The sequence below is a fragment of the Pantoea sp. Lu_F5_004 genome, assembly GCF_051136245.1.
Lineage (GTDB): Bacteria > Pseudomonadota > Gammaproteobacteria > Enterobacterales > Enterobacteriaceae > Pantoea > Pantoea agglomerans.
In genome coordinates, this window is sequence record NZ_CP194946.1 from 3369591 (window position 1) to 3394356 (window position 24766).

At 55.4% G+C, this 24766-nt stretch carries 23 protein-coding genes; 10 read left to right on the forward strand and 13 right to left on the reverse strand.

Annotated elements, in window-relative coordinates:
- Positions 1-92: 92 nt before the first annotated feature.
- The gene (gene pdhR, locus ACR8BN_RS15760; protein WP_010253942.1) at positions 93-857 is read right to left on the reverse strand and encodes a pyruvate dehydrogenase complex transcriptional repressor PdhR; all 765 of its coding nucleotides are present in this window, start codon (positions 855-857) and stop codon (positions 93-95) included.
- A gap of 515 nt (positions 858-1372) precedes the next feature.
- Here pdhR and aroP point away from each other — a divergent pair.
- The 3 genes from aroP to ACR8BN_RS15775 all read left to right on the forward strand — a co-directional run bounded on the left by aroP (position 1373) and on the right by ACR8BN_RS15775 (position 5295).
- On the forward strand, positions 1373-2728 hold the full coding sequence (gene aroP, locus ACR8BN_RS15765) for an aromatic amino acid transporter AroP (RefSeq protein WP_010253939.1): 1356 nt from the start codon (positions 1373-1375) through the stop codon (positions 2726-2728).
- 198 nt (positions 2729-2926) lie between these two features.
- The gene (locus tag ACR8BN_RS15770; protein ID WP_010253935.1) at positions 2927-4339 is read left to right on the forward strand and encodes a glycoside-pentoside-hexuronide (GPH):cation symporter; all 1413 of its coding nucleotides are present in this window, start codon (positions 2927-2929) and stop codon (positions 4337-4339) included.
- Entirely contained in the window at positions 4336-5295 is a 960-nt protein-coding gene (locus ACR8BN_RS15775) for a glycoside hydrolase family 43 protein (RefSeq protein WP_039386521.1), read from the forward strand. Before ACR8BN_RS15770 ends, ACR8BN_RS15775 begins: the two co-directional genes overlap by 4 nt.
- Here the strand turns inward: ACR8BN_RS15775 and ampE are convergent.
- The gene (gene ampE / locus ACR8BN_RS15780) at positions 5277-6131 is read right to left on the reverse strand and encodes a beta-lactamase regulator AmpE (RefSeq protein WP_031593556.1); all 855 of its coding nucleotides are present in this window, start codon (positions 6129-6131) and stop codon (positions 5277-5279) included. The genes ACR8BN_RS15775 and ampE overlap by 19 nt on opposite strands.
- A 16-nt stretch (positions 6132-6147) precedes the next feature.
- On the reverse strand, positions 6148-6699 hold the full coding sequence (gene ampD / locus ACR8BN_RS15785; RefSeq protein ID WP_010671836.1) for a 1,6-anhydro-N-acetylmuramyl-L-alanine amidase AmpD: 552 nt from the start codon (positions 6697-6699) through the stop codon (positions 6148-6150).
- A 197-nt stretch (positions 6700-6896) separates the two neighbouring features.
- Between ampD and nadC the strand changes: the two genes are divergently transcribed.
- The 4 genes from nadC (at position 6897) to hofC (ending at position 10987) form a co-directional block, all read left to right on the forward strand.
- On the forward strand, positions 6897-7793 hold the full coding sequence (gene nadC, locus ACR8BN_RS15790) for a carboxylating nicotinate-nucleotide diphosphorylase (protein ID WP_191939377.1): 897 nt from the start codon (positions 6897-6899) through the stop codon (positions 7791-7793).
- Between the two features lie 174 nt (positions 7794-7967).
- The gene (ppdD, locus tag ACR8BN_RS15795; RefSeq protein ID WP_010253922.1) at positions 7968-8423 is read left to right on the forward strand and encodes a prepilin peptidase-dependent pilin; all 456 of its coding nucleotides are present in this window, start codon (positions 7968-7970) and stop codon (positions 8421-8423) included.
- Positions 8410-9795, forward strand: a complete 1386-nt coding sequence (gspE, locus tag ACR8BN_RS15800) for a type II secretion system protein GspE (protein ID WP_434747096.1) — start codon at positions 8410-8412, stop codon at positions 9793-9795. The genes ppdD and gspE overlap by 14 nt, the downstream gene beginning before the upstream one ends.
- The gene (gene hofC, locus ACR8BN_RS15805) at positions 9788-10987 is read left to right on the forward strand and encodes a protein transport protein HofC (protein WP_434747097.1); all 1200 of its coding nucleotides are present in this window, start codon (positions 9788-9790) and stop codon (positions 10985-10987) included. Before gspE ends, hofC begins: the two co-directional genes overlap by 8 nt.
- Positions 10988-11012: 25 nt before the next feature.
- On the opposite strand, the gene ACR8BN_RS15810 is transcribed toward hofC, so the two are convergent.
- The gene (locus ACR8BN_RS15810; RefSeq protein WP_434747098.1) at positions 11013-12053 is read right to left on the reverse strand and encodes a GMP reductase; all 1041 of its coding nucleotides are present in this window, start codon (positions 12051-12053) and stop codon (positions 11013-11015) included.
- A 234-nt stretch (positions 12054-12287) separates the two neighbouring features.
- Here ACR8BN_RS15810 and coaE point away from each other — a divergent pair, with 234 nt between their 5' ends.
- From coaE to yacG, 3 genes are read left to right on the forward strand one after another with little or no spacing between them, the layout of a single operon-like run.
- The gene (gene coaE, locus ACR8BN_RS15815) at positions 12288-12896 is read left to right on the forward strand and encodes a dephospho-CoA kinase (protein ID WP_109652384.1); all 609 of its coding nucleotides are present in this window, start codon (positions 12288-12290) and stop codon (positions 12894-12896) included.
- A gap of 4 nt (positions 12897-12900) precedes the next feature.
- Positions 12901-13644 carry a cell division protein ZapD gene (gene zapD / locus ACR8BN_RS15820; protein ID WP_010671830.1) on the forward strand — a complete coding sequence of 248 codons (744 nt, stop codon included), beginning with the start codon at positions 12901-12903 and terminating at the stop codon, positions 13642-13644.
- A 9-nt stretch (positions 13645-13653) separates the two neighbouring features.
- On the forward strand, positions 13654-13851 hold the full coding sequence (gene yacG, locus ACR8BN_RS15825) for a DNA gyrase inhibitor YacG (RefSeq protein ID WP_010253903.1): 198 nt from the start codon (positions 13654-13656) through the stop codon (positions 13849-13851).
- Between the two features lie 35 nt (positions 13852-13886).
- Here yacG and mutT read toward each other — a convergent pair whose 3' ends face one another.
- The 9 genes from mutT to murC all read right to left on the reverse strand — a co-directional run bounded on the left by mutT (position 13887) and on the right by murC (position 24754).
- Complete coding sequence (gene mutT / locus ACR8BN_RS15830; RefSeq protein WP_031594287.1) at positions 13887-14282, reverse strand: 8-oxo-dGTP diphosphatase MutT; 396 nt, start codon at positions 14280-14282, stop codon at positions 13887-13889.
- A 154-nt stretch (positions 14283-14436) separates the two neighbouring features.
- Entirely contained in the window at positions 14437-17145 is a 2709-nt protein-coding gene (secA, locus tag ACR8BN_RS15835; protein WP_022625411.1) for a preprotein translocase subunit SecA, read from the reverse strand.
- A 74-nt stretch (positions 17146-17219) separates the two neighbouring features.
- A complete protein-coding gene (secM, locus tag ACR8BN_RS15840) occupies positions 17220-17726 on the reverse strand; it encodes a secA translation cis-regulator SecM (protein ID WP_434747099.1) in 507 nt (168 codons plus the stop codon).
- Between the two features lie 300 nt (positions 17727-18026).
- Positions 18027-18944 (reverse strand): UDP-3-O-acyl-N-acetylglucosamine deacetylase, encoded by a 918-nt coding sequence (lpxC, locus tag ACR8BN_RS15845; RefSeq protein WP_010253894.1) that lies wholly within the window; start codon positions 18942-18944, stop codon positions 18027-18029.
- 101 nt (positions 18945-19045) lie between these two features.
- Positions 19046-20200, reverse strand: coding sequence for a cell division protein FtsZ (gene ftsZ / locus ACR8BN_RS15850; RefSeq protein ID WP_010253892.1), 1155 nt, complete (start codon positions 20198-20200; stop codon positions 19046-19048).
- Between the two features lie 71 nt (positions 20201-20271).
- Positions 20272-21528 (reverse strand): cell division protein FtsA, encoded by a 1257-nt coding sequence (gene ftsA / locus ACR8BN_RS15855; RefSeq protein WP_010253890.1) that lies wholly within the window; start codon positions 21526-21528, stop codon positions 20272-20274.
- A complete protein-coding gene (gene ftsQ / locus ACR8BN_RS15860) occupies positions 21525-22364 on the reverse strand; it encodes a cell division protein FtsQ (protein WP_039386502.1) in 840 nt (279 codons plus the stop codon). The genes ftsA and ftsQ overlap by 4 nt, the downstream gene beginning before the upstream one ends.
- Position 22365: 1 nt before the next feature.
- The gene (locus ACR8BN_RS15865; RefSeq protein ID WP_010253885.1) at positions 22366-23286 is read right to left on the reverse strand and encodes a D-alanine--D-alanine ligase; all 921 of its coding nucleotides are present in this window, start codon (positions 23284-23286) and stop codon (positions 22366-22368) included.
- A complete protein-coding gene (murC, locus tag ACR8BN_RS15870; RefSeq protein WP_039386499.1) occupies positions 23276-24754 on the reverse strand; it encodes a UDP-N-acetylmuramate--L-alanine ligase in 1479 nt (492 codons plus the stop codon). The genes ACR8BN_RS15865 and murC overlap by 11 nt, the downstream gene beginning before the upstream one ends.
- Positions 24755-24766: the final 12 nt, after the last annotated feature.

Sequence of the window (24766 nt, forward strand, 5' to 3'; positions counted from 1 at the left end):
TTATCTGTGTCTAATACGTTGAATAATCGGGAGCCTGTTAAAGCAGATGCAGGCAGGCTCGTCGCACATGTCCGTACGATCTTTGTCGCACGTTATTCCTTACGTTGCTGTAAACGACGCAGGGAGCGTTCTCGACGGCTCTGCTCCCGACTTCTGTCCAGCAAGATTTCCTCTATGAACGCCAGGTGACGGTGTGAAGCCTCGCGCGCTTTTTCTGGCTCACGAGCCACAATCGCCTCAAAGATTCTGGCGCGGTGACCGCTCACTTTTGCCAGCATTTCCCGGCGCGAGTAGAGCAATTCGAAATTCTGGCGAACGTTTTGTTCCAGCATAGGGCCCATTGAGCGTAGCAAATGTAAAAGCACAACATTATGGGCCGCTTCTGTGACAGCGATCTGATACTGCATCACTGCGTCCGCTTCGGCGTCTAAATCGCCGCTGTCCTGCGCCTGCTGGATATTCACATGGCAGTCGCGAATGCGCAGCAGGTCTTCCTCTGTGCCGCGCAGTGCCGCGTAATAGGCGGCGATGCCTTCTAAGGCATGGCGCGTTTCCAGCAGATCAAACTGTGATTCCGGATGGTCGGCGAGAAGCTCAACGAGTGGATCGCTTAAGCTTTGCCAGAGATTCTCCTGCACGAACGTTCCGCCACCCTGTCGGCGCAGCAATAATCCTTTGGCTTCTAAGCGCTGGATCGCTTCGCGGAGAGACGGACGTGAGACATCGAATTGTTTGGCGAGTTCGCGCTCAGGCAGCAGCTTCTCTCCCGGACGCAGGGTCCCTTCCATAATCAGCGATTCGAGCTGTTGCTCGATAGCGTCGGAGAGCTTAGGTTGGCGAATCTTACTGTAAGCCATCATCCCTTCTTATTAAGCCAATCGTCCGGAGTAAATTGGTAATACCAATTGCAAAGAGGTGCCGGTAAAGTAACAAAGTATTCACCTTGTGTCTATATGGTGTCTTCGACATTCACCTGCCCCCAAAGCCTGTGCTGGCGCTAACTTGCGGTTAAAAAAATGAAAAATTCGCGTTACCGCAAATGTTAAATAATTTCACTTTTACCAAACCTTACACCCGCTTAGCGCGTTAGCGCAGCGGCAGGCATAAGTGAAACCTATTCGTCATTAACGGAATTTCATGGCAGAAGTTGCTATGGGCAGACGTGACCAGGACGGCGTTTTTTCAGTCAACTCTCAGCACGAAAGGCGAAAGCAGGTGCAAAGCGATTCGCTTATCACTATTCTTGTCGCCAGGGTAGCAGATGGCACTATTCAGCACGCCAGATACCGTAAAATAATCAATACGTTATTGTAACTACTTCATTACAGCGTCCTGCGCTGCGAACGAAGAATAAAAACATCACGAGGTTTGTATGGAACAACAGCAAGGCGAAGCGCTGAAACGTGGTCTCAAAAACCGCCATATTCAGCTCATCGCGTTGGGTGGTGCAGTGGGAACCGGCCTGTTTCTGGGCAGTGCATCGGTCATTGAATCCGCCGGACCGGCCGTTATTCTGGGCTATGCGATTGCCGGTTTTATTGCCTTTTTAATCATGCGCCAGTTAGGGGAAATGGTCGTGGAAGAGCCGGTCGCCGGCAGCTTCAGCCACTTCGCGTATAAATACTGGGGCAACTTTGCAGGCTTCGCCTCGGGCTGGAACTACTGGGTGCTCTATGTGCTGGTCGCCATGGCGGAACTCACCGCCGTTGGCAAATATGTCCAGTTCTGGTGGCCAGACTTTCCGACCTGGGCTTCGGCTGCCATCTTCTTCGTGATGATTAACGCTATCAACCTGACCAATGTGAAAGTGTTTGGTGAGATGGAGTTCTGGTTCGCCATCGTTAAAGTGGTTGCGGTGATTGGCATGATCCTGTTCGGTGGCTGGTTGCTGTTCAGCGGTCACGCGGGTCCGCAGGCTACCGTGCGCAACCTGTGGGAACAGGGCGGATTTTTCCCGCATGGCATCGGCGGTCTGGTGATGGTCATGGCGATTATCATGTTCTCGTTTGGTGGGCTGGAGCTGGTAGGTATCACCGCCGCTGAAGCGGATAACCCGGAAGTGAGCATTCCAAAAGCGACCAACCAGGTGCTGTGGCGTATTCTGATTTTCTACATTGGTTCGCTGGCGGTGCTGCTGTCACTGATGCCGTGGACGCGTGTCACGTCAGAAGTCAGCCCGTTTGTCTTTATCTTCCACGAACTGGGCGATGCCATGGTAGCGAATGCGCTCAACGTGGTGATCCTGACGGCGGCGCTGTCGGTCTATAACAGCTGCGTTTACTGCAACAGTCGTATGCTGTTTGGTCTGGCACAGCAGGGTAATGCGCCGAAAGCGCTGCTGAAAGTCGATCGTCGCGGTGTGCCGGTGTTAACGATTCTGGTCTCTGCTGTCGCCACTGCACTCTGTGTGCTGATCAACTATCTGATGCCGGGTGAAGCGTTTGGCCTGCTGATGTCGCTGGTCGTCTCTGCGCTGGTGATCAACTGGGCGATGATCAGCCTGGCGCACCTTAAGTTCCGTCGTAAGAAAGATCAGCAGGGCGTAACCACCCGCTTTAAAGCGCTGCTCTATCCGGCGGGTAACTGGATTTGCCTGATTTTCCTGGCGGCGATTCTGGTACTGATGGCGACCACGCCGGGCATGGCGATCTCTGTCTGGCTGATTCCGGTCTGGCTGGTGATTCTGGGCGTAGGTTACTTTATCAAGAACCAGACACAGAAAGCCTGATGCTTTACCACGTGCTGTGACCTCCTGCGGGGTTGCAGCACGTTACTCACGCCCTCCTGCCCGTCTCAACTGCCCCGATCCAGTTCACACTTCTCTGCCTGCAACTGTTTTGTCCATCTTCATAACGAATTACTCCCGTTCATCTCGCTGATTTCCTGACAATAATTCCTGTTCACACTGGATGCGCAGGAGAAAACCATGAAAGGTACAGCCCTCCCGTTTCGGGAAAAACTGGGATATGGCATGGGCGATGCCGGATGCAACATGATTGGCGGTGCCATCATGCTGTTCCTGAACTACTTCTATACCGACGTTTTCGGCCTTGCCCCGGCGCTGGTGGGGACCCTGCTGCTCTCGGTCAGAGTGCTCGATGCGGTAACCGATCCGATTATGGGCGCGATCGCCGATCGCACCCAGAGCCGCTGGGGCCGTTTTCGTCCCTGGCTGCTGTGGGTTTCCGTGCCTTATGTCGTCTTCAGCGTAATGATGTTCACCACGCCAGACTGGACCTACCACAACAAGGTGATCTGGGCCTTCGTCACCTACTTTCTGATGTCGCTGACCTACACGGCGATTAACATTCCTTACTGCTCTCTGGGCGGCGTGATTACCAACGATCCCGGTGAGCGCGTCTCCTGCCAGTCTTATCGCTTTGTCATGGTCGGCATCGCCACGCTGATACTCTCTCTGTCCCTGCTGCCGATGGCAGAGTGGTTTGGTGGCGAAGACAAAGCGCGCGGCTACCAGATGGCGATGGCGGTACTGGCAACCATTGGCCTGGCGATGTTTCTGTTCTGCTTTGCCACGGTACGTGAACGTATCCGGCCTGCCGTGCCGAGCAATGATGACCTGAAAAAAGATCTGCGTGACGTCTGGAAGAATGACCAGTGGGTACGCATTCTCCTGCTGACCTTCTGTAACGTCTGTCCCGGCTTCATCCGCATGGCGGCCACCATGTATTACGTGACCTGGGTCATGGGCCAGTCAACGCACTTCGCCACGCTGTTTATCAGCCTGGGTGTGATTGGCATGATGGTCGGCAGCACGCTGGCGAAACTGCTCACCGATCGCTGGTGCAAACTCAAAGTCTTCTTCTGGACCAATATCGCGCTGGCACTCTTCTCCAGCGGATTCTACTGGATCGATCCCCATGCCACCGTGATGGTCGTGGTCGCCTACTTTGTGCTGAATATCCTGCATCAGATCCCCTCTCCGCTGCACTGGTCACTGATGGCCGATGTGGATGACTACGGCGAATGGAAAACCGGCAAACGCATCACCGGCATCAGCTTCTCCGGCAACCTGTTCTTCCTCAAGGTGGGACTGGCGGTTGCCGGTGCGATGGTCGGCTTTCTGCTGTCGATCTATGGCTACAATGCGGGCGCTAAACAACAGTCCCCTGAGGCAATTAACGGCATCATGCTGCTGTTCACCATTATTCCGGGTGTCGGCTATCTGATTACCGCCGGTGTGGTACGACTGATGAAGGTCGACCGCAAAATGATGATTACCATCCAGCAGGATCTCGCGCTGCGCCGCGAAAACTTCCATGAGTTACACACCGTTCGCCTGCGCGACGGTGTTGTCACGCCAACCGGAGATGTTAAATGACCGCAATCTTGCCGAATCCTTTTATCGAGCAGCGCGCCGACCCCTTTATCCTGCGCCATGAACAGTACTATTACTTTGTGGCATCGGTGCCAGAGTATGACCGGCTGGAGATCCGTCGCGCCACGACGCTGGCTGGCCTGCGCAGCGCCGAGCCGGTGGTCGTCTGGCGCAAGCCCGAGAGCGGCCCCTTTAGCGAGTTAATCTGGGCACCTGAGCTGCACTACATTGACGGACAGTGGGTCATCTATTTCGCCGCAGCACCGACGCGTGAAATCAAAGAGGGACTGTTTCAGCACCGGATGTATGCGCTGGTGTGTGAGGCGGAAGATCCGCTGCAGGGGGAATGGCAGCCCTGCCGTCGGGTCTTCAGCCAGTTCGACAGCTTCTCACTGGATGCCACCCACTTCGTGCATCAGGGTAAAAACTGGTATCTCTGGGCGCAGAAAGATCCATTGATTCCCGGCAACTCTAACCTCTATCTGGCTGAGCTGCTTAATCCCTGGACGCTGAAAGGCACGCCGGTGATGCTGAGCCGGCCAGAATATGAGTGGGAGTGCGCAGGCTTTAGTGTTAATGAAGGACCGGCGGTTATCCGTCACGGGGATCGGCTGTTTGTGACCTACTCTGCCAGCGCCACCGATGAGAATTACTGTCTGGGAATACTGTCGATTGCTGCTGATGCCGATCCGCTTGATGTCGCCGCATGGCAAAAGTCTGCACGGCCGGTATTTGTCTCCAGCTGGGACAACCATCAGTATGGGCCGGGTCACAACAGTTTTACCCAGGATGAGGCGGGTCGCGACGTGCTGGTGTACCACGCACGTAACTACACTGAAATTGAAGGCGATCCGTTATGGGATCCGAACCGCCATACACGACTGAAATATTTCAGCTGGCGGGAAGATGGCACGCCTGATTTCGGCGTGCCACCTGCTGATTACACCAGCGTGCCGTAAATCGTCAGCAACGCGACAGCGACCACCAGTACCAGTGAGGTACGTTTCGCTAACGCCACGGCAACCCGTGGCGTTTCGACTTTATCGGTGTGCGGATCGCGTGACAGTGAGAACTGCGCCAGGGTCGTCAGCACCTGATACTGAGAACGATGCCGATCGGTCAGCGAAGCAAACCAGGCGGGCAGCGCTTTTTCGCCATGACCCAGCAAGGCGTAAGCCACACCCGCCAGCCGCACCGGGATCCAGTCGAGAAGATGCAGAATGGCATCCACGCCAGATTGTGAACGCGCCATCGGTGTTCCGTGCTTTGCCAGCCAGCCTTGCCAGGCCCGCAGAAAAGCGTAACCCACCAGCAGCACCGGCCCCCACGGACCGCCTACCACCAGCCAGAACATTGGCGCAAGGTAGAAACGGAAGTTTATCCAGATCAGGGCATTCTGCAGTTCACGCAGGAACTCGCGCTCGCTGCATTCCACCGGCACGCCATGGATCAGCGTCAGTTCAGCCGCCATCGCCTGATGCGCAGCGTCGTCGTCATGACTGGCCGCTTTCAGGTAGCTGTGGTAGTGCTGCCGCACCGACCCGGCACCGATACAGAGCAGTCCGGCAACAATCCAGAAGAGCAGTTGCAGCACGCCAAACAGCAGCCCTTTCAGACTCCAGATCACCAGTGCGGTCAGCGCCATCGCCAGCACGGTCATCAGCAGGGTGCGCATCATTGAGAAATGGTGGCGCTGGCGAAAGATCGGCTCCAGCCGGTGTTCGAGCTGCCAGTGCTCGCCCAGTTTAAACAGGCGCTCCCAGCCTAAAACCAACAACAAGGTAAACAACGTCATACTGACTCCGCAAAAATCAGGATTTTTGCTGCGTTAACAGCTGTTTGTAGTAGTCCCAGTCAAAAGCAGGTCCGGGATCGGTTTTGCGTACCGGTGCGATGTCACTGTGCCCCGTGATACGTGCAGGCGTTAACGGGTAGTGTTGCAGCAGTAATTGCGTCACCTGCTGCAAGGCCCGATATTGCGCCTCGCTATAAGGCTCACTGTCTGTCCCTTCCAGTTCGATGCCTATGGAGAAGTCGTTGCAGTTTTCACGTCCTTCGAACTGCGAAATGCCTGCATGCCAGGCGCGTTTATCAAAGGGGACATACTGCACGATCTCCCCGTCACGGCGAATCAGGCAGTGTGCCGCCACTTTCAGCGCGGCGATATCCGCAAAATAGGGATGGGCATCGGGCGGTAAGGTGCCGGTGAATAGTTTATCGATCCATGGCCCGCCAAATTCACCGGGTGGCAGGCTGATATTGTGGATAACCAGCAGTGAAGGTGCCTCATTATCAGGGCGTTCGTTGCAATGCGGCGACGGCACATGACGCACGCGGGTCAGCCAGCCCTGTTTGATTTTCATAGCGGTTTTCCTTATTTCACCCGGCTGAGAATAGCATGAATAATAAAGGATTCTTGTTTCTTAGTGTGCCGGTCTGATGACATTCACGCACCGCGTGTTAAGGATACTAAACAAAATGCGACCAGTTGCTGGAACCGAATGGCGGTTCAGGCTATTGTGACCGCCTCTGTCATTTCCCTTTCTGGAGTAAAACGCCTATGTCATCCCGTGGTTATGATCCCGACAGCCGTCGTCAGGCGCTGATTAAACGCATTGAAAGTGACATTCCGGATAGCGTTGCGCTGGCGTTAAAAGAGGATCTCGGAGGCGAGATCGACGCTGACCGCGATATCACCGCGCAGCTGTTACCCGCCGATACCCAGGCCGATGCGCAGGTCATCACCCGCGAAGCCGGTGTTTTCTGTGGTAAACGCTGGGTTGAAGAGGTGTTCATTCAGCTCGGTTCGCATGCAACCCTGATCTGGCATGTCGAAGATGGTGATCAGATCGAGGCCGACCAGCTGCTGTTTGAAATCGAGGGGCCTGCCCGGCTGCTGCTGACCGCCGAGCGAACGGCGCTTAATTTTGTGCAGACGCTCTCAGGCGTTGCTACCGAAGTCAGCCGCTATGTCGCGCTGCTGGCGGGAAGCCAGACGCAACTGCTGGACACGCGTAAAACCCTGCCCGGACTGCGGACTGCGCTGAAATATGCCGTGTTGTGCGGCGGTGGCAGCAACCATCGGCTGGGCCTCTCTGACGCTTATCTCATCAAAGAGAACCATATTATTGCCAGCGGCTCGATTCGGCAGGCAGTGGAAAGAGCGCAATGGCTGCAGCCCGATGTGCCGGTTGAAGTTGAGGTGGAATCGCTGGAGGAGTTACGTCAGGCGCTGGAAGCGGAAGCCGATATCGTGATGCTGGATAACTTCAGCCTGGAAGCGATGCGTGCCGCCGTCGAACTTAATCAGGGTCAGGCGTTGCTGGAGGTCTCCGGTAACGTCACCGAAACCACCCTGCCACAGATCGCCCTGACCGGCGTGGACTATGTTTCGGTTGGCGCGCTGACCAAGCATGTGCGGGCGCTGGATCTCTCGATGCGCTTTAAACAAAAATAGCCTGCCTCGCCGTCACTCAACACGGCGATTTTGCGACCCTGCTTCCGGCGCAGTTTCGACTGCGCTGTAAGTCTGAAATCTGTTCACATCATACTTTCCAGTTTGCCCATCTCTGCCTGTCTTTCACTGCTCCCGATTTTTAACCTGTCGCCTTCTTAATACGGAGACGATGTGATGAATTATCAACGTGGATTTACGCTGGTTGAACTGATGATTGTGGTGGGTATTGTGGCAATCTTAAGTGCTATCGGCCTGCCCGCTTATCAAAATTATCTGCAGCGTGCTGCCCTTACTGACATGCTGCAAACCATGGTGCCCTATAAAACCGCTGTTGAGCTTTGCGCCATGGAGCGCGGCGGCCCGACGCAGTGCCAGGCCGGAGAAGCGGGTATTCCTGCTGCCAGGGGATCGCGCTATGTCTCAGCACTGAGCGTGACCAACGGGGTCATTACGCTGACCGGCCAGGAGAGCCTGAATGGGCTGAGCGTTGAAATGCTGCCGCTCTGGGACAGCACCGAGGGCGGCATCAGCTGGCAACGCAGCTGCACCAGCAGCAACAATAGCCTGCGCGACAATTGCCTGCAGCAGTTCCGCTTTGCGGATAAAGGAGCCAGCGATGAGCAAGCCTGATGAGGCGATCGCGGCATTATGTCAGCGCTATCGTGCCCTGGTTTTGCACCATGATGCCAGCCAGCTGCGTGTTGCCGTCGCGGAAAGCGTGCCGCCAGGGCTGGCTGAAGCCCTCCATTTTGCCAGCCAGTGTCAGATTGAAATCGAGTGCTGGCCGCAGGCCCGGCTCGACCAGCTTCAGCACGCTGACACACCGCTGGTGGCGCGCGAAGAGGCGCCCACAGAATCAGCGATCGAAGCGACACAGCTGATCCTGCGTCAGGCGCTGGAGCGTCGCGCCTCTGATGTACATATCGAACCCGGCCGTGATGGCCTGCGTGTGCGTCTGCGTATCGATGGTGTATTGCACCCTCTATCTTCCCTGCCCGCCACCCAGCCTGCTGCGCTGCTGGCGCGACTAAAAATCCTCGGCGGACTGGATATCGCCGAACGCCGGTTACCGCAGGATGGTCAGTTCAGTCTGGAGATCGCTGGTAAACCCGCCTCTTTTCGCCTGGCGACCTTACCCATCTACGGTGGTGAGAAAGCGGTGGTCCGGCTGTTGCAGAGTGAAAGCGCGGCGCTGTCGCTGGATAAGCTCGGCTTACCCGCCGCGCAGTTGCGCCTGTTCTGCGCCGCGCTGGCGCAGCCGCAAGGGCTGATTCTGGTCACCGGGCCAACCGGCAGCGGCAAGACGTTTACGCTCTATAGCGGACTCAGTGCCCTGAATACGCCGGAAAAAAATCTGTGCAGCGTTGAAGATCCGATTGAGATCCCCCTGCCCGGCATTAACCAGACGCAGATCCATGCTAAAAACGGCCTCGATTTTAACCGCGTGCTGCGGGCGCTGCTGAGACAGGATCCGGATGTGATCATGGTCGGGGAGATCCGCGATGCTGAAACGGCGGAGATTGCGGTTAAAGCGGCACAGACCGGACATCTGGTGCTTTCGACTCTGCACACCAACTCCACCGCCGAGACCCTGACCCGGCTACGACAGATGGGCATTCCCGGTTATCTTCTGGGCTCGGCACTGAAACTGATTATTGCTCAGCGTCTGGTTCGACGCCTTTGTCCCCATTGCCGTCAGCCCGCTCAGGCGGTGGCGCACTATCCTGCGGAACTCTGGCCCGGTACCTTGCAAACCTGGCGAGCTCCCGGCTGCGACCACTGTTTTTCCGGCTATTTTGGCCGTCTGGCACTGTTTGAACTGCTGCCGATCAATGCCAGGCTGCAAAATGCGATCGCCGCCGAAATGCCGCTGGAGAATCTGCTCAGCCTGGCGAAACAGCAGGGATTACGCACTCTGCTGGTGTCTGGCCTGGAAGCAGTAAGCCGGGGCGATACCTCGCTGGAAGAGATGCAACGAGTGATTGGGCTGGACGATGGCTGATGCGCCTTTATTTCGCTGGCAGGCGGTCGATAGCCAGGGCCAGTTAGTCAGTGGCCAGCTACTGGCTATCGACAGTGATAACCTGCTGCTGATGCTGGCGCAGCGCGACCTTCTGCCGGTGAGCTGGAAACGAGAAAAAGTGTGGCGTCAGAGGGAGTGGAAGTGGCAGCACAAAACCGATCTGATTCGTCAGCTGGCAACCCTGCTCAAAGCGGGACTGCCGCTGGCAGAGAGTCTGGCTTTGCTGGCTGAGGGCCATCCGCATGCAGGCTGGCGGGCTCTGATGCTTGTCCTGCATCATCGGGTACTCAGCGGCGCCCCTTTTTCTCAGGCTTTACGTGAATGGCCGCAGATTTTTCCGGCGCTCTATCCGGCCCTGATGGAGGTGGGCGAACTGACCGGTCAGCTGGATACCTGTTGCAGTGAGCTGGCCCGGCAGCAGATCCGGCAGCAGCAGTTATGGCATCAGGTGGCGAAGGCGCTGCGCTATCCTCTGTTCATTCTGCTGGTGGCGATTGCGGTCACCTGCGGCATGCTGCTGTTCGTTCTGCCAGAGTTCGTTGCCGTCTATGACTCCTTTGATGCCCCCCTGCCCGCCTTTACGGCAGCGGTAATGCAGTTATCTGCCGCGCTTCAGGAGTGGGGAGCGGTGTTAGCCATCGGCGTATCGCTGATGCTGGCAGCCTGGCATCAGTTACGACGACGCTCTGCGGGCTGGCAACGCCGTGAGCAGGCGATTTTCCTGCGCATCCCGCTGCTTTCCGGGTTATGGCGTGGCACGCAGCTGACGCAGATCTACACCATTCTGAATCTGACACAGCGCGCCGGGTTAACTCTGCTACAGGGACTGGCAGCCGTTGAAGTCACGCTCTCATCATTGCTATGGCGGGAAGCAATGGCCGGACTGCAGCAGCACATTGCCCAGGGGAATCCTCTGCATCAGGCGCTGATGCATCATCCGCTGTTCACACCATTATGCGGTCAGCTGGTTCGCGTCGGCGAAGAGGCGGGCGCGCTGGATTTAATGCTGGCTCGTCTGGCGGAATGGCATGAGGCAGAAACCCGTGAGCGCGCTGACACACTGGCTGCTTCGCTGGAACCGATGATGATGGTGGTGATTGGCGGCATTGTCGGCACGCTGGTGATTGCGATGTATCTGCCGGTGTTCGGGCTGGGTGATGCAATGCATTAAGGGGCGCAGGCTGCGCCCCGGATAACTATCGGTTGAAAACCCGGTTTTCCTGCTCATTAACCCGGATAAAGGTGGTGCGCTTGGTCAGCTCTTTCAGCCGCTCCGCACCCACGTAAGTGCAGGCGGAACGCAGTCCACCCAGGATATCGCGCGCGGTGTCAGCAACCGGGCCACGCAATGGCAGCTTCACCGTTTTACCTTCTGCTGCGCGATATTGCGCCACACCGCCAACGTGACGCTTCATCGCCGATTCGGAACTCATGCCGTAAAACAGCATAAAGCTTTCGCCATTCTCTTCGACCACCTGCCCTTCACACTCATCATGTGCCGCCAGCATGCCACCCAGCATCACGAAGTCGGCACCGCCGCCAAACGCTTTCGCAATATCGCCAGGCACTGAGCAGCCGCCATCACTGACAATCTGTCCGCTTAAGCCATGCGCCGCATCGGCACATTCAATGACAGCGGAAAGCTGCGGATAACCCACGCCGGTTTTCACCCGGGTTGTACAGACCGAACCCGGACCAATGCCGACTTTGACGATATCCGCGCCAGAGAGAATCAGCTCCTCCACCATTTCGCCCGTTACCACGTTACCGGCACAGATGGTTTTAGCCGGGAAGTTTTCACGGGCGCGCTGCAGAAAATCAACAAAATGCTGAGAGTAGCCGTTGGCCACGTCGATGCAGATAAACTGCAGATCGTCTGACAGCGCCATAATCGCGACCAGTTTATTGAGATCGGCCTCCGAGGTGCCGGTTGAAACCATCACATGTTTCAATACCGTCGCGGGGACGCGCTGAATAAACGCGCGCCACTCATCTACGCTGTAATGCTTATGGACTGCTGTAAGGATATTGAAGCTGGCCAGCGCCTCAGCCATTGAAAATGTGCCAACGGTATCCATGTTGGCGGCGATAATCGGTACGCCGCTCCAGCTCAGGCCCGAATGTCTGAAGGTAAAGCTGCGTTCCAGCTCAACCTGTGAGCGACTTTGCAGCGTGGAGCGTTTGGGGCGGATTAAGACATCTTTAAAGCCCAGTTTTAAATCTTCTTCAATACGCATAAACAGTGTCCTGGTAAGTGGCAATGAATCGTCGTTCACGAAGTAAGCACAGCTCCAGTGACGTTATGATACGCGCCTCTCGCTGCGCGACAAGACTGCGAATTTCACTTTATTTACGCTACAATCCGTTAAATTTAATTGTGCTTTATCGGTGTGATCTGACGCGCATTTTTGCGTTTTTTATTCAGATCATTACCCTGAAGCCCTGTCGAACAGAGAAGTCAGGTGAGAAACATGCCCTATATCGTCGCGCTTACAGGGGGGATCGGCAGTGGTAAAAGTACGATTGCCCAGGCATTCGCAGCGTCTGGCGTGGAAATTATTGATGCTGACCTGATAGCACGTGAAGTTGTCGAACCCGGCACACCCGCTTTGCAGGCCATTCAGGCGCGCTATGGCACGTCGATATTGACTGATGAGGGGAAGCTTGATCGTAGCCGACTTCGCGACATTATTTTTCAGCAGCCGGAAGAGAAAAGCTGGTTAAACGCGCTGCTGCATCCACTGATTAATGCCCGGACGCATCAATTGATCGCCGAAGCCACCACACCTTATGTGCTCTGGGTGGTGCCGCTACTGGTGGAAAATCAGTTACAGCACCAGGCTGATCGGGTACTGGTGGTGGATGTTGATGAGGCAACGCAGTTAGCGCGCACCCGGCAGCGTGATCATCTTTCCGTCGCCCAGGCAAAACGCATTCTTGCCGCACAGGCGACGCGCCAGCAGCGCCTCGCCTGTGCCGATGACATTATTGATAACAGTGGCGAGCCCGACGACGCCTTGCCGCAGGTTGCCGAACTCCATCAGCGCTATCTCAGGCTGGCGGCAACGAAACAGGATTAATACCATGAGCACACCCGTTCTGTTTGAACACCCACTGAATGAAAAAATGCGAACCTGGTTACGGGTTGAGTTTTTGATCAATCAGTTAGATGAAATTGTCCCACTGGATAAAACCGTTAATGCGCTAACCTTTTTTCGCCTGATTAGCGAGTTGCTCGATATTTTTGAGCGGGGCGATATGCGTACTGAATTGTTAAAAGAGCTGGAGCGTCAGCAGCAAAAGTTACGTGCATGGGCTGATGTGCCAGGTGTTGATATGACGCTGGTTAATGCCCTGCGCGATAAACTCAAAATTCAGTCGACGCAGTTAATGAATGCCCCACGTATGGGCCAGCAACTCCGCGAGGACCGTCTGATTGCCCTGGTGCGGCAGCGCCTGAGCATCCCTGGTGGATGCTGCAGCTTTGATTTGCCGGGCCTGCACATCTGGCTCCATCTGCCGCAGGAAGCACGCGATGCGCAGGTCGAAGCCTGGATGCAGACGCTGGAGCCACTGCATCATGCGCTGGCGATGATACTGGACCTGATCCGCCAGTCCGGCGCGTTTCATGTACAGACCAGCCTTAATGGTTTTTATCAGGATAATGCCGAAGGCGCCGATCTGCTGCGACTGCAGTTGTCGCTGGAGGATGCGCTCTATCCACAGGTGTCCGGACATAAAAGCCGCTACGCCATTCGTTTTATGCCGCTTGATAGCGAGCGCGGTGAAGTTCCGGCTCGCCTTAATTTTCAACTGGCCTGTTGTTAGAGGTAAAAAATGCAGCAAGAAGTGATGACCGTTGCCTGTCCGCAGTGCGGCAAAGATGTGATCTGGGATGAGCTCAGCCCGTGGCGCCCCTTTTGCAGTAAGCGCTGCCAGCTCATCGATTTAGGTGAGTGGGCCGCAGAAGAGAAACGTATTCCCAGCCGCGACGATATGAACGACAGTGACAACTGGAGTGAAGAGGATCGCTGATAGCCGAACCGGATGGGGCGCGCAGCCCCATCCGATCAGAGTTCGCCAGCAATCAGACGCGCAATCAGCTGATGATTCGCGGGCGGAAACTCCTCCGCGACCAGCGCATGCTGATCCACCCAACGCTGCGGCTGGCCCTCTTTGCCCCAGGGCTCTCCTTTCCACCCTTCAACCAGAAAGAAATGCAGCGTCACCCGCAGATCGTCATAGCTATGGTCTGCATGACCGATCGGGCGTGCCTGGGTGACTTCAATCCCCGTCTCTTCCTGAAGTTCCCTTATCAATCCCTGTTCGGCGCTTTCGCCCGCTTCAATTTTACCGCCAGGAAACTCCCACTTGTTCGCCATGTAAGAGGTCGCCGCGCGCTGGGCAAGGAAAATTTGTTTACTGGCATTGCGAATGATGCCAACTGCAACCTGCAGGTGCTTCATGGAGACTATCCGGTAGTAATGGGTGAATGAAGCCTGATTTTAGAGCATGCCGTAGCGGATGTTAACCGCTTTAGCTCAGCGGAGTCGCAGTTGCCTGGGTGGCAGAGACCATAAAAAAAGGAGCCAGCGGCTCCTTTTTTATTAGCATTCAGTCTCAGGCGATACGGCCATGACACTGCTTGTACTTTTTACCGGAACCACATGGGCAGGGATCGTTGCGGCCGACTTTGCGTTCACCACTCTGCTCCGCTACAGGCTCTGCTGCTGCCAGCAGATCCTCTTCAACATGGCTCAGCTGCTGTTGCTGTGCAAGACGTTCAGCTTCTTCGCGACGTTGTTGCTCCATCGCTTCAACTTCTTCTGGCATGCGCACCTGGACTTTGCTCAGCGTACTGATCACTTCATATTTCAGTGATTCAAGCATCGCGGCAAACATGGCGAAGGATTCACGCTTGTACTCCTGCTTCGGATCTTTCTGCGCATAGCCGCGCAGATGGATGCCCTGACGCAGATAGTCCATCGCGGCCAGATGCTCTTTCCACAGCGAATCCAGCGTCTGAAGCATCACGCCTTTTTCGAAGTTGCGCATCATCTCTGCGCCAACGATCTCTTCTTTCTCAGCGTAGCTTTCCATGGCATGGGTCATGATGCGCTCACGCAGCACTTCTTCATGCAGGTCAGGTTCTTTATCCAGCCACTCTGCAATCGGCAGGTTCAGATCGAAGTCAGTACGCAGACGCTCTTCCAGGCCTGGCACATCCCACATCTCCTCCAGTGACTGCGGCGGAATGTAAGTATCGATGGTGACTTTGTAGACGTCGTGGCGAATGCTGTTGATGGTTTCGCTAACGTCAGACACATCCAGCAGTTCATTACGCTGACTGTAGATGGCGCGACGCTGGTCATTAGCCACATCATCATATTCCAGCAGCTGCTTACGAATATCGAAGTTACGGCTTTCAACTTTGCGCTGGGCATTGGCAATCGCTTTGGTGACCCACGGATGCTCAATCGCTTCGCCTGGCTTCATGCCCAGTTTACGCATCATATTCGAGACGCGGTCTGAGGCAAAAATACGCATCAGCGCATCTTCCATTGAGAGGTAGAAGCGAGAAGAACCGGCGTCACCCTGACGGCCTGCACGACCACGCAGCTGATTGTCAATACGACGCGATTCGTGACGCTCAGTACCGACGATGTGCAAGCCACCTGACGCCAGTACCGCATCATGACGAATCTGCCATGCCGCTTTAATCTCTTCGATTTGCGCTTCAGTTGGCTCTTCCAGTTCGGCCACTTCAGCGTGCCAGCTGCCGCCCAGCATTATATCCGTACCACGTCCGGCCATGTTGGTGGCGATAGTGACCGCACCTGGCTGACCGGCCTGCGCCACGATATCCGCTTCGCGGGCGTGGAATTTGGCGTTCAGTACGTTATGTTTGATACCGGCACGGGTCAGTTCGTTAGAGACCACTTCTGATTTCTCAATCGAGATGGTCCCCACCAGTACCGGCTGACCATTTGCAGTACGCTCACGGATATCTTCGATAATGGCATCGATCTTCTCTTTCTCGGTCATGTAGACCAGGTCAGCCAGATCTTTACGCACCATCGGACGGTTGGTCGGCACGACAATGGTGTCGAGCTTATAAATGGAGCTGAATTCAAATGCTTCGGTATCAGCGGTACCGGTCATACCGGCCAGCTTCTCGTAAATACGGAAGTAGTTCTGGAAGGTGATAGAGGCCAGCGTCTGGTTCTCGTTCTGGATCTCAACGCCTTCTTTCGCTTCAATCGCCTGATGCAGACCATCAGACCAGCGACGACCCTGCATGGTACGGCCGGTGTGTTCATCAACAATCACCACTTCACCATCTTTTACGATGTAATCCACATCACGGGTAAAGAGTGCGTGCGCACGCAGCGCCGCGGTGACGTGGTGCATCAGCATGATGTTGGTCGGAGAGTAGAGTGACTCGCCCGCTTCCATGATGCCCTGGCTGACCAGCAGCTCTTCCACTTTGACCAGACCGCGCTCAGACATGTGAGCCTGACGCGCTTTTTCATCGACCCAGAAGTCGCCTTCACCCTGATGGGTTTCGGTATCTTCTTTATCCTGGCGAACCAGATGAGGGATGATCTTGTTCACTTTGGTGTAAAGCTCAGAACTGTCTTCCGCCGGACCAGAGATGATCAGCGGGGTACGCGCTTCATCGATCAGGATGGAGTCGACCTCATCCACCAGCGCATAGTGCAGTTTACGCTGTACACGCTCTTCCGGGCTGAAAGCCATGTTGTCGCGCAGGTAGTCAAAGCCATATTCGTTGTTGGTGCCGTAGGTGATGTCTGCTGCGTAAGCTTCACGCTTTGCCACCGCCGGCAGGCCCGACATGTTGATACCAATGGTTAAACCCAGGAACTCAAACAGCGGACGGTTGTTTTCCGCATCACGCTGTGCCAGATAGTCGTTGACGGTAACCACGTGAACGCCTTTGCCGGACAGCGCATTCAGGTAGGCCGGCAGCGTTGCGGTCAGCGTTTTACCTTCACCGGTTCGCATCTCAGCAATGCAGCGATCGTTCAGCACCATGCCGCCGATCAGCTGCACGTCGAAGTGACGCATCCCGAATACGCGTTTACTCGCTTCACGCACGGTTGCGAACGCTTCCGGGATCAGGCTTTCCAGCGATTCACCTTTTTTCAGGCGTTCGCGGAACAGATCCGTTTTCGCTTTCAGTTCATCATCAGAGAGCTTCTCAAAATCGGGCTCCATCTTATTGATGACGTCCACCACTTTACGCATACGACGCAGCGTACGATCGTTACTGCTACCAAAAACCTTGGTTAATATTTTGCTTAACATAATAAATATATTCTCAATTCAGCCGGAGCATTCCGGACTGCGAAATCTAAACAGAGTGAATAAAACCAAAAATATTAGCAGAACAATCGGGCAGGTCCGGCGCGTATGCCATGCACGCTGGCATGCCATTCTACCCATGAGCGGGTAACGGCCATGAAAAGAGGCGGCGTAGAGATCTGCTGCGGTGCAGTGTGCAGCGCAGAATGTGATGTCAGTAAACTATGCAGTGAGTCGATCAGCGCCAGCTTTTGTGCCGCCAGCGGTAATGCCTGTTGCTCCGCCTGCGCCTGGGGCGCCAGCGTGAAAGAGAGATGACGAATAACGGTGCGGATGGCGTGCTGATGCCAGTAATCCACGCTGAAGCTCGGGCGTCGGGATGCTTCCTGCAGCCGGATCAGGTGATCAAAGCGTGTGGCATTGCCAAGAAAGAGACTGCTGGCCGGAGATTCAGACGACGCGTTGAGTTCGGAGCTTTGCGCACAGGCTGGCAGGCCAAAGCTGGCCGCTACCATCCCTAACAGGAGATGAGGCCAGAAATAGCGTCTACCTAATTGTCGCCAGCGCAGAAGAATCCCGATCACAACCTTTCCATCGCGCATGTTCTGTTGCGCTCTTGTTTTCTGGTACCCGCCGCGAGCCGCAACGGATTTCGGCCTGTAAAAGCGCCACAGATAGTATCATTAATGTGGGGCATCCACACCTGGGATTAAAGTGATGGCGAGAGAAAACGCGTGTGATTGTTCAGCAAATCAGCAGAACAGACAACGCTTTGCGAGCGAGGTCGCAGTCATCAGGCGTGTGATAAGAGGCAATAAAAAACGGCTGGCGCCGCTGACCGGAGAGGGTGTCAGCATAACCAGCCGTTTCACGTTCCGGGGTAATTAAGCCAGAACCAGATTCGGTGCTTTGAATGCCAGCGGCAGTTCAGCTTCGTCTTCGAAGGTTGCCCATTCCCAGGCTTCCTGCTTAGCCAGAACCGCTTGCAGCAGCTTGTTGTTCAGCGCGTGGCCCGATTTAAACGCAGTGAATGCGCCAATGATGTTGTGACCACACATAAACAAGTCGCCAATCGCGTCCAGCATTTTGTGACGGACAAACTCGTCCTCAAAACGCAGGCCTTCTTCATTCAGTACGCGGAAATCATCCAGACCTATCGCACAATCTAAGCTACCGCCCAGGCACAGGCCTTTAGACTGCAGATATTCGATTTCACGCATAAAGCCAAATGTACGCGCCCGGCTGATTTGGCGAACAAAGGCGTCAGCAGAGAAGTTCATCGCATAACGCTGTGAGCTGGAATCGATGGCCGGGTGTTTGAAGTCGATAGTGAAATCGAGCGAGAAGCCGTTAAACGGTTTGATCTCGGCCCATTTGTCACCCTCTTCCACACGCACGGTCTGCTTAACACGCACAAATTTCTTCGCGCTGTTGAGCTGCTCGATGCCCGCATCCATCAGCAGATAGATAAACGGTGCTGCGCTGCCATCCATGATCGGGATTTCTGGCGCATCGACTTCAACAATAATGTTGTCGATACCCAGCCCCGCCAGGGCGGCATTGAGGTGTTCAACCGTGGAAATACGCACGCCTTCATCATTCACCAGGCAGGTACTCAGCATGGTGTCGCGCACGTATTTTGCATCAGCCGGAAAATCTACCGGTGGATTCAAGTCGGTGCGACGATAGATGACCCCGGTATTAGCCGACGCAGGGCGTAATGTCAGGGTGACTTTTTTGCCGGTATGTAAACCGACACCAGTCGCCTGAACAATACGTTTTAATGTCCTTTGTTTGATCATCGTATTATCTCGCAATATCACCTGTCCGACCGCCAGTATACTTTACCAGCGGACAGAGACTTTAGCACAAAGAGCGGAGAATCCCAATTATAGGGTTAATCCTAATCGGCCTGCTTACGTAAAAAGGCCGGAATATCAAGATAATCGGGCTCTTTGTTCGACTGCGCAGCCTGGTCGTTAACGACTTTGGCAGCAGGTTTCTGCTCCTGCGGCAGCGGTGACATACCGTGCTGCTGATAGCGATGATCCATCACTGGCTGACTGGCTGGCTTGTTGGTTACCAGGGTGATTTCAGGACGCTTGTCCATGCCGATACCGGTTGCCACCACGGTGACGCGCAGTTCGTCGTTCATCTCCGGATCCAGTGAGGTACCGATCACGACGGTCGCGTTGTCAGAGGCGAAGGCGCGGATAGTGTTACCCACGGTCTCGAACTCATCCAGACGCAGGTCGAAGCCCGCCGTAATGTTGACCAGCACGCCACGCGCACCAGAAAGGTCGATATCTTCCAGCAGTGGGCTGGAGATCGCCATTTCAGCCGCTTCTTCAGCACGATCTTCACCGCACGCGACGCCTGAACCCATCATCGCATAGCCCATTTCGGACATGACGGTACGCACGTCAGCAAAGTCGACGTTCATCAGGCCTGGACGGGTGATCAGCTCAGCGATACCCTGAACGGCGCCTTTCAGCACGTCATTCGCTGCACCAAACGCATCCAGCAGAGAGATACCACGGCCCAGCACTTTCAGCAGCTTGTCGTTTGGAATGGTGATCAGTGAATCGACATGCTTAGAGAGTTCGGCGATCCCCTGCTCGGCAAACGCCATGCGCTTTTTGCCTTCGAAGTTGAACGGCTTGGTGACAACCGCCACCGTCAGGATACCCAGCTCCTTAGCCACTTCAGCCACGACAGGCGCTGCACCGGTACCGGTACCGCCGCCCATACCTGCTGCGATGAAGACCATGTCTGCCCCTTCCAGCGCAGAACGCAGTGCTTCGCGATCTTCTTCTGCAGAGTTACGGCCTACTTCCGGGTTCGCACCCGCACCCAGACCTTTGGTAATGTTATTACCGATCTGAATGGTCTGGCCGACAGCTGTTTTACGCAGCGCTTGCGCGTCGGTATTCACAGCAAAGAATTCCACACCTTCGATACGCTCGCGTACCATGTGCTCTACGGCGTTACCGCCGCCGCCACCGACGCCGATGACTTTAATCACCGCGTCGTTGGTTAATTCCATAGGTTCAAACATGATTTCTCTCCGTTATGTGCCTGTCGCCTGGAGATCACTAAAGAAAACAGCATGATCCCCTTTCACAAAAATTAAAACTCTTTTTTTAACCAACTGTTAATACGCTTGAACCAGTTACCTACTGAGACCCGTTTTTCGGTCTCTGCATCACCGTTCATGTGCGACTCTTTGCCGTAATGCAACAGTCCCACGGCAGTGGAGTAGTACGATTCCTGCGCATAGTCAGTCAGGCCGGTAATATTCAGCGGCTGTCCGATACGCACCTGCGTATGGAATACGCGTTGCGCACAGGCCGCCAGTCCTTCGATTTGCGCTGCACCACCGGTCAGGACAATGCCTGCGGCTAAGTGATGCTTCACGCCCTGCTGACGCAGTTGTTCCTGTAACTGCAGAATCTCGTCATTGACCAGATTCAAAAGTTCGGTGTAACGCGGCTCAATCACTTCAGCCAGCGTCTGACGTTGCAGGCTACGTGGTGGACGTCCGCCCACACTCGGCACCTCAACGTTCTCATCTTTGCCGACAATCGAGCCCAGCGCGCAACCATGGCGCACTTTGATCGCCTCAGCATCCGTTGGTGGTGTACCAAACGCATAAGCGATGTCGCTGGTAACGACGTTGCCTGCATACGGAATAACCTTAGTGTGCCGTAAAGCGCCGCCGGTATATACGGCTATGTCCATTGTACCGCCACCAATATCGACAACACACACGCCCAGCTCACGTTCGTCTTCAGTCAGAACGGCAAAACTGGAGGCGAGACCGGCAAAAATCAGCTGATCCACTTTCAGCCCGCAACGTTCAACGGCTTTAACGATGTTCTTCGCCATGTCGTTGTGGCAGGTGATCAGATGCACTTTCGCCTGCATACGCACGCCAGAAAGCCCGACCGGATTTTTAATCCCTTCCTGATAGTCAATGGCGTACTCCTGAGGAATGACGTGCAGGATGCGATGCTCGTCACGTACTCTCACCGATTTGGCGGTGTGTACGACGTTCTCTACATCATCCTGAGTCACTTCCTCTTCGGAAATCGGAACCATCCCGATTTCGTTCTGACAACTAATATGTTTGCCCGATAAAGCAAGGTAGACGGAGGAGATCTGGCAATCTGCCATCAGCTCAGCCTGATCGATGGCGCGCTGAACGCATTTCACCACCGACTCAAGGTCGTTTACGCCACCTTTATCCATACCGCGGGAAGGGCAGCTGCCCACCCCAATAATGTTGACCATACCATCGGGCAGAACTTCCCCAACCAGGGCGGCAACCTTCGCAGTGCCGATTTCGAGTCCAACTACCAGTTTTCTGTCCGTTGCCTTGATCATTGTTGTTTAGCCTGTGCCTGGTTCTGTTGCTGATTACTGTCCTGTGGCTCCATCACGATCGGTGTCCAGCCAACAGAAGCGCCAGAGTCGTATCGTAAATCCACGTAGCTGATACGTTTGCTCTCGTTCTGACCTTGCTGTTGCAGCACCGGGTAGAGCTCAATAAAGCGATTCAGTCGTTTCATGGTGTCGCTGCGGCCCAGTTCGATACGAACATCATCGCTGGTGACCAGCTGCCATGAACGCCGCGCCGTCATCGACGCCACCTTCAGAGTAAACTTTCGGGCTTTCAGCACATCATCCATGCTGTGATAGCCCGCCAGGACCTCTTTCTCACTCCCTTCCGGCCCGTACAACATCGGCATTGTCTCTTTGCCGACATGACTGGCGGGTACGCTGAAGGAGACACCCTCAGCATCCACCATATGCAAATCGTTCCAGCGCGCCACCGGTGTGTACTCCACAAGGTGGATCTTCAGTTCGTCCGGCCACTGCTTACGCACGCTGACCTGCTTAATCCAGGGCAGCCGCTCAATCTGCTGCTGCAGGATGTCCACATCCTGAGACATAAACGTACCAGGCGGACCCAGCGACAAAATCGCCTGACGAATATCATCGTGTGTGGTGTAGTGCGTCTGTCCTGTCACCACCAGTTTTGACAATGGCAGCCGGGACGCATCGTTCATCCACTTCAGTACCACCAGCCCGCCGGCAACCATAATCCCGATGACGATCAGCAGAAAAACAATGCCGAACAGTCGGGCACCGTTACTGCGCCCGGTGCGAATACGCTCCTGCGGTTCACGGTTTCGAACTCTCATCGCCGCCTGTGACATATCAGTCGGCCAGCTCCAGAATATGGGCAACCAGCTGCGGGAAGCTCATGCCCGCCTGTTTCGCTGCCATTGGCACCAGACTGTGGCTGGTCATGCCCGGTGAGGTATTGGCTTCCAGTAACTGAAAGCGCCCTTCCCCATCGGTCATTACATCAACCCGTCCCCAGCCGCGACATCCCAGCGCACGCCAGGCCGCCAGTACCAGCTGCTGTAATTCCGCTTCACGTTCAGCGCTTAAATCGGCCGGACAGACGTACTGAGTATCGTCAGAAATGTATTTAGCTTCATAGTCATAGAACTCGCTGGCGCTCTTTATTTCAATCGAGGGCAGAATACGATCGCCCACAATCGCGACGGTATACTCCGCGCCGCTAAGAAACGCCTCGACCAGCACGTCATTGTCGTGCTTAAACGCCATGTCCAGTGCCGCCGGCAGCGCGCTCAGATCGTTAACCCGACTGATGCCCACGCTGGAGCCTTCACAGGCTGGCTTCACAAATAGTGGCAGGCCAAGCGCCGCAATTGCCGCGTTGTTTTCTGCGTCCAGACCGGCATCAAACTGCTGGCGTGTCAGCCAGACAAACTTTCCTGACGGTAAACCACGTCCCTGCCACAGCAGCTTGGTGCGCAGCTTATCCATGGTCACGGCCGATGCCATCACGCCGCTGCCGGTGTACGGCAGTTGCAGGAACTCCAGCACCGCCTGCAGCGTGCCATCTTCTCCGCCCCGGCCATGCAGCGCGATAAAGGCTTTGGTAAAGCCCTGCTCTTTCAGCGTCAGCACAGAGACATCACGGGTATCGATGCCATGTGCATCAATGCCCATTTCCCGTAATCCGGCGAGGACGGCCTGACCCGAGTTCAGCGAAACCTCGCGCTCTGCCGAGGTGCCACCCATTAATACTGCAACTTTATCCGCCATGACGATCCTCCGCTTTGCGTTCCGGCTGGAGCTTAGTGTCAGCCAGCTTGCGGGCAACCTTGCCGACGTTACCGGCTCCCTGCACCAGAATCAGGTCATTGCCTGACAGCAGCGGTGCCAGCATCTCTGGCAGCGCGTCATGTTCCGGCACCAGAATCGGATCCACCTTGCCGCGATTACGAATCGCACGGCACAGCGAACGACTGTCAGCACCCGGAATGGCGGTTTCACCGGCCGGGTAAACATCCAGCATCAGCAACACATCTACATGCGACAGTACGTTGGCGAAATCATCAAACAGATCGCGGGTTCGGCTGTAACGGTGCGGCTGAAACACCATCACCAGTTTTTTATCCGGCCAGCCTGCGCGCGCGGCTTTAATTGTCGCGTCCACTTCGGTGGGATGATGACCGTAATCATCAACCAGCATCGCGGTGCCCGGCTGTCCATTGACCGGCTCTGTCGGGAATTCACCCAGCAGATCAAAGCGACGGCCCGTGCCCTGGAAACTCTCCAGCGCAGCCAGGATAGCATTGTCTTCAATGCCCTCTTCACTGGCGACGGCGACGGCGGCTGCCGCATTCAGGGCATTGTGGCGACCCGGCGCGTTCAGCGTAATCTGCAGCGGTGCTTTATCCTGACGGATCAGGGTGAAATGCCCCTGCGCGCCACTCTGTTCATAATTTTCAATGCGCAGGTCAGCATCATCACTGAAACCGTACGTGGTGATATGGCGTCCCACGCGTGGGATCAGGTCACGAATAACCGCATCATCCACACACATCACCGCACGACCGTAAAACGGCAGGTTGTGCAGGAAGTTAATAAACGTCTGCTTCAGGTTCTCAAAATCGCCCTGATAGGTGTCCATATGGTCAGCTTCGATGTTGGTCACAATCGCCACCATCGGCTGCAGATGCAGGAACGACGCATCGCTCTCATCCGCTTCAGCAATCAGATACCGGCTGTGGCCCAGACGGGCATGGGTGCCTGCTGCTTTGACCAGTCCGCCGTTAACAAAGGTCGGATCGAGACCCGCTTCCGCATAAATACTCGACACCATCGCCGTGGTGGTCGTTTTGCCATGGGTACCCGCAACGGCGATGCCGTGACGAAAACGCATCAGCTCAGCCAGCATCTCCGCGCGACGGATAACCGGGATACGCTGTTCACGTGCCGCTATCAGTTCGGGGTTATCCTGCGAAACGGCGCTGGAAACCACCACAACGCTGGCATCGGTCACGTTTTCGGGGCGATGGTTAAAATAAATGGTGGCACCCAGCGCAATCAGGTTCTGCGTCACCGGGTTAGGGGCCAGATCTGAACCGCTGATATGGTAGCCTTCATTTGCTAACACTTCGGCAATACCGCCCATGCCAGCACCGCCGATGCCGACAAAGTGGATGTGCCGGACGCGACGCATCTCGGGCACGATAGAACGCAGTTTTGCCAATTGTTGTGTATTCATCGCTCTCAGTTA

What these genes read in the sequence shown, in the direction of transcription:
- ftsZ (WP_010253892.1), bottom strand. Translation starts at nt 20,200, where the DNA reads ATGTTTGAACCTATGGAATTAACCAACGACGCGGTGATTAAAGTCATC.
- ACR8BN_RS15770 (WP_010253935.1), top strand. Translation starts at nt 2,927, where the DNA reads ATGAAAGGTACAGCCCTCCCGTTTCGGGAAAAACTGGGATATGGCATG.
- ACR8BN_RS15810 (WP_434747098.1), bottom strand. Translation starts at nt 12,053, where the DNA reads ATGCGTATTGAAGAAGATTTAAAACTGGGCTTTAAAGATGTCTTAATC.
- coaE (WP_109652384.1), top strand. Translation starts at nt 12,288, where the DNA reads ATGCCCTATATCGTCGCGCTTACAGGGGGGATCGGCAGTGGTAAAAGT.
- murC (WP_039386499.1), bottom strand. Translation starts at nt 24,754, where the DNA reads ATGAATACACAACAATTGGCAAAACTGCGTTCTATCGTGCCCGAGATG.
- ACR8BN_RS15775 (WP_039386521.1), top strand. Translation starts at nt 4,336, where the DNA reads ATGACCGCAATCTTGCCGAATCCTTTTATCGAGCAGCGCGCCGACCCC.
- zapD (WP_010671830.1), top strand. Translation starts at nt 12,901, where the DNA reads ATGAGCACACCCGTTCTGTTTGAACACCCACTGAATGAAAAAATGCGA.
- ampE (WP_031593556.1), bottom strand. Translation starts at nt 6,131, where the DNA reads ATGACGTTGTTTACCTTGTTGTTGGTTTTAGGCTGGGAGCGCCTGTTT.
- ACR8BN_RS15865 (WP_010253885.1), bottom strand. Translation starts at nt 23,286, where the DNA reads ATGGCGGATAAAGTTGCAGTATTAATGGGTGGCACCTCGGCAGAGCGC.
- aroP (WP_010253939.1), top strand. Translation starts at nt 1,373, where the DNA reads ATGGAACAACAGCAAGGCGAAGCGCTGAAACGTGGTCTCAAAAACCGC.
- ppdD (WP_010253922.1), top strand. Translation starts at nt 7,968, where the DNA reads ATGAATTATCAACGTGGATTTACGCTGGTTGAACTGATGATTGTGGTG.
- hofC (WP_434747097.1), top strand. Translation starts at nt 9,788, where the DNA reads ATGGCTGATGCGCCTTTATTTCGCTGGCAGGCGGTCGATAGCCAGGGC.
- yacG (WP_010253903.1), top strand. Translation starts at nt 13,654, where the DNA reads ATGCAGCAAGAAGTGATGACCGTTGCCTGTCCGCAGTGCGGCAAAGAT.
- secA (WP_022625411.1), bottom strand. Translation starts at nt 17,145, where the DNA reads ATGTTAAGCAAAATATTAACCAAGGTTTTTGGTAGCAGTAACGATCGT.
- nadC (WP_191939377.1), top strand. Translation starts at nt 6,897, where the DNA reads ATGTCATCCCGTGGTTATGATCCCGACAGCCGTCGTCAGGCGCTGATT.
- ftsA (WP_010253890.1), bottom strand. Translation starts at nt 21,528, where the DNA reads ATGATCAAGGCAACGGACAGAAAACTGGTAGTTGGACTCGAAATCGGC.
- pdhR (WP_010253942.1), bottom strand. Translation starts at nt 857, where the DNA reads ATGGCTTACAGTAAGATTCGCCAACCTAAGCTCTCCGACGCTATCGAG.
- mutT (WP_031594287.1), bottom strand. Translation starts at nt 14,282, where the DNA reads ATGAAGCACCTGCAGGTTGCAGTTGGCATCATTCGCAATGCCAGTAAA.
- ampD (WP_010671836.1), bottom strand. Translation starts at nt 6,699, where the DNA reads ATGAAAATCAAACAGGGCTGGCTGACCCGCGTGCGTCATGTGCCGTCG.
- gspE (WP_434747096.1), top strand. Translation starts at nt 8,410, where the DNA reads ATGAGCAAGCCTGATGAGGCGATCGCGGCATTATGTCAGCGCTATCGT.
- ftsQ (WP_039386502.1), bottom strand. Translation starts at nt 22,364, where the DNA reads ATGTCACAGGCGGCGATGAGAGTTCGAAACCGTGAACCGCAGGAGCGT.
- lpxC (WP_010253894.1), bottom strand. Translation starts at nt 18,944, where the DNA reads ATGATCAAACAAAGGACATTAAAACGTATTGTTCAGGCGACTGGTGTC.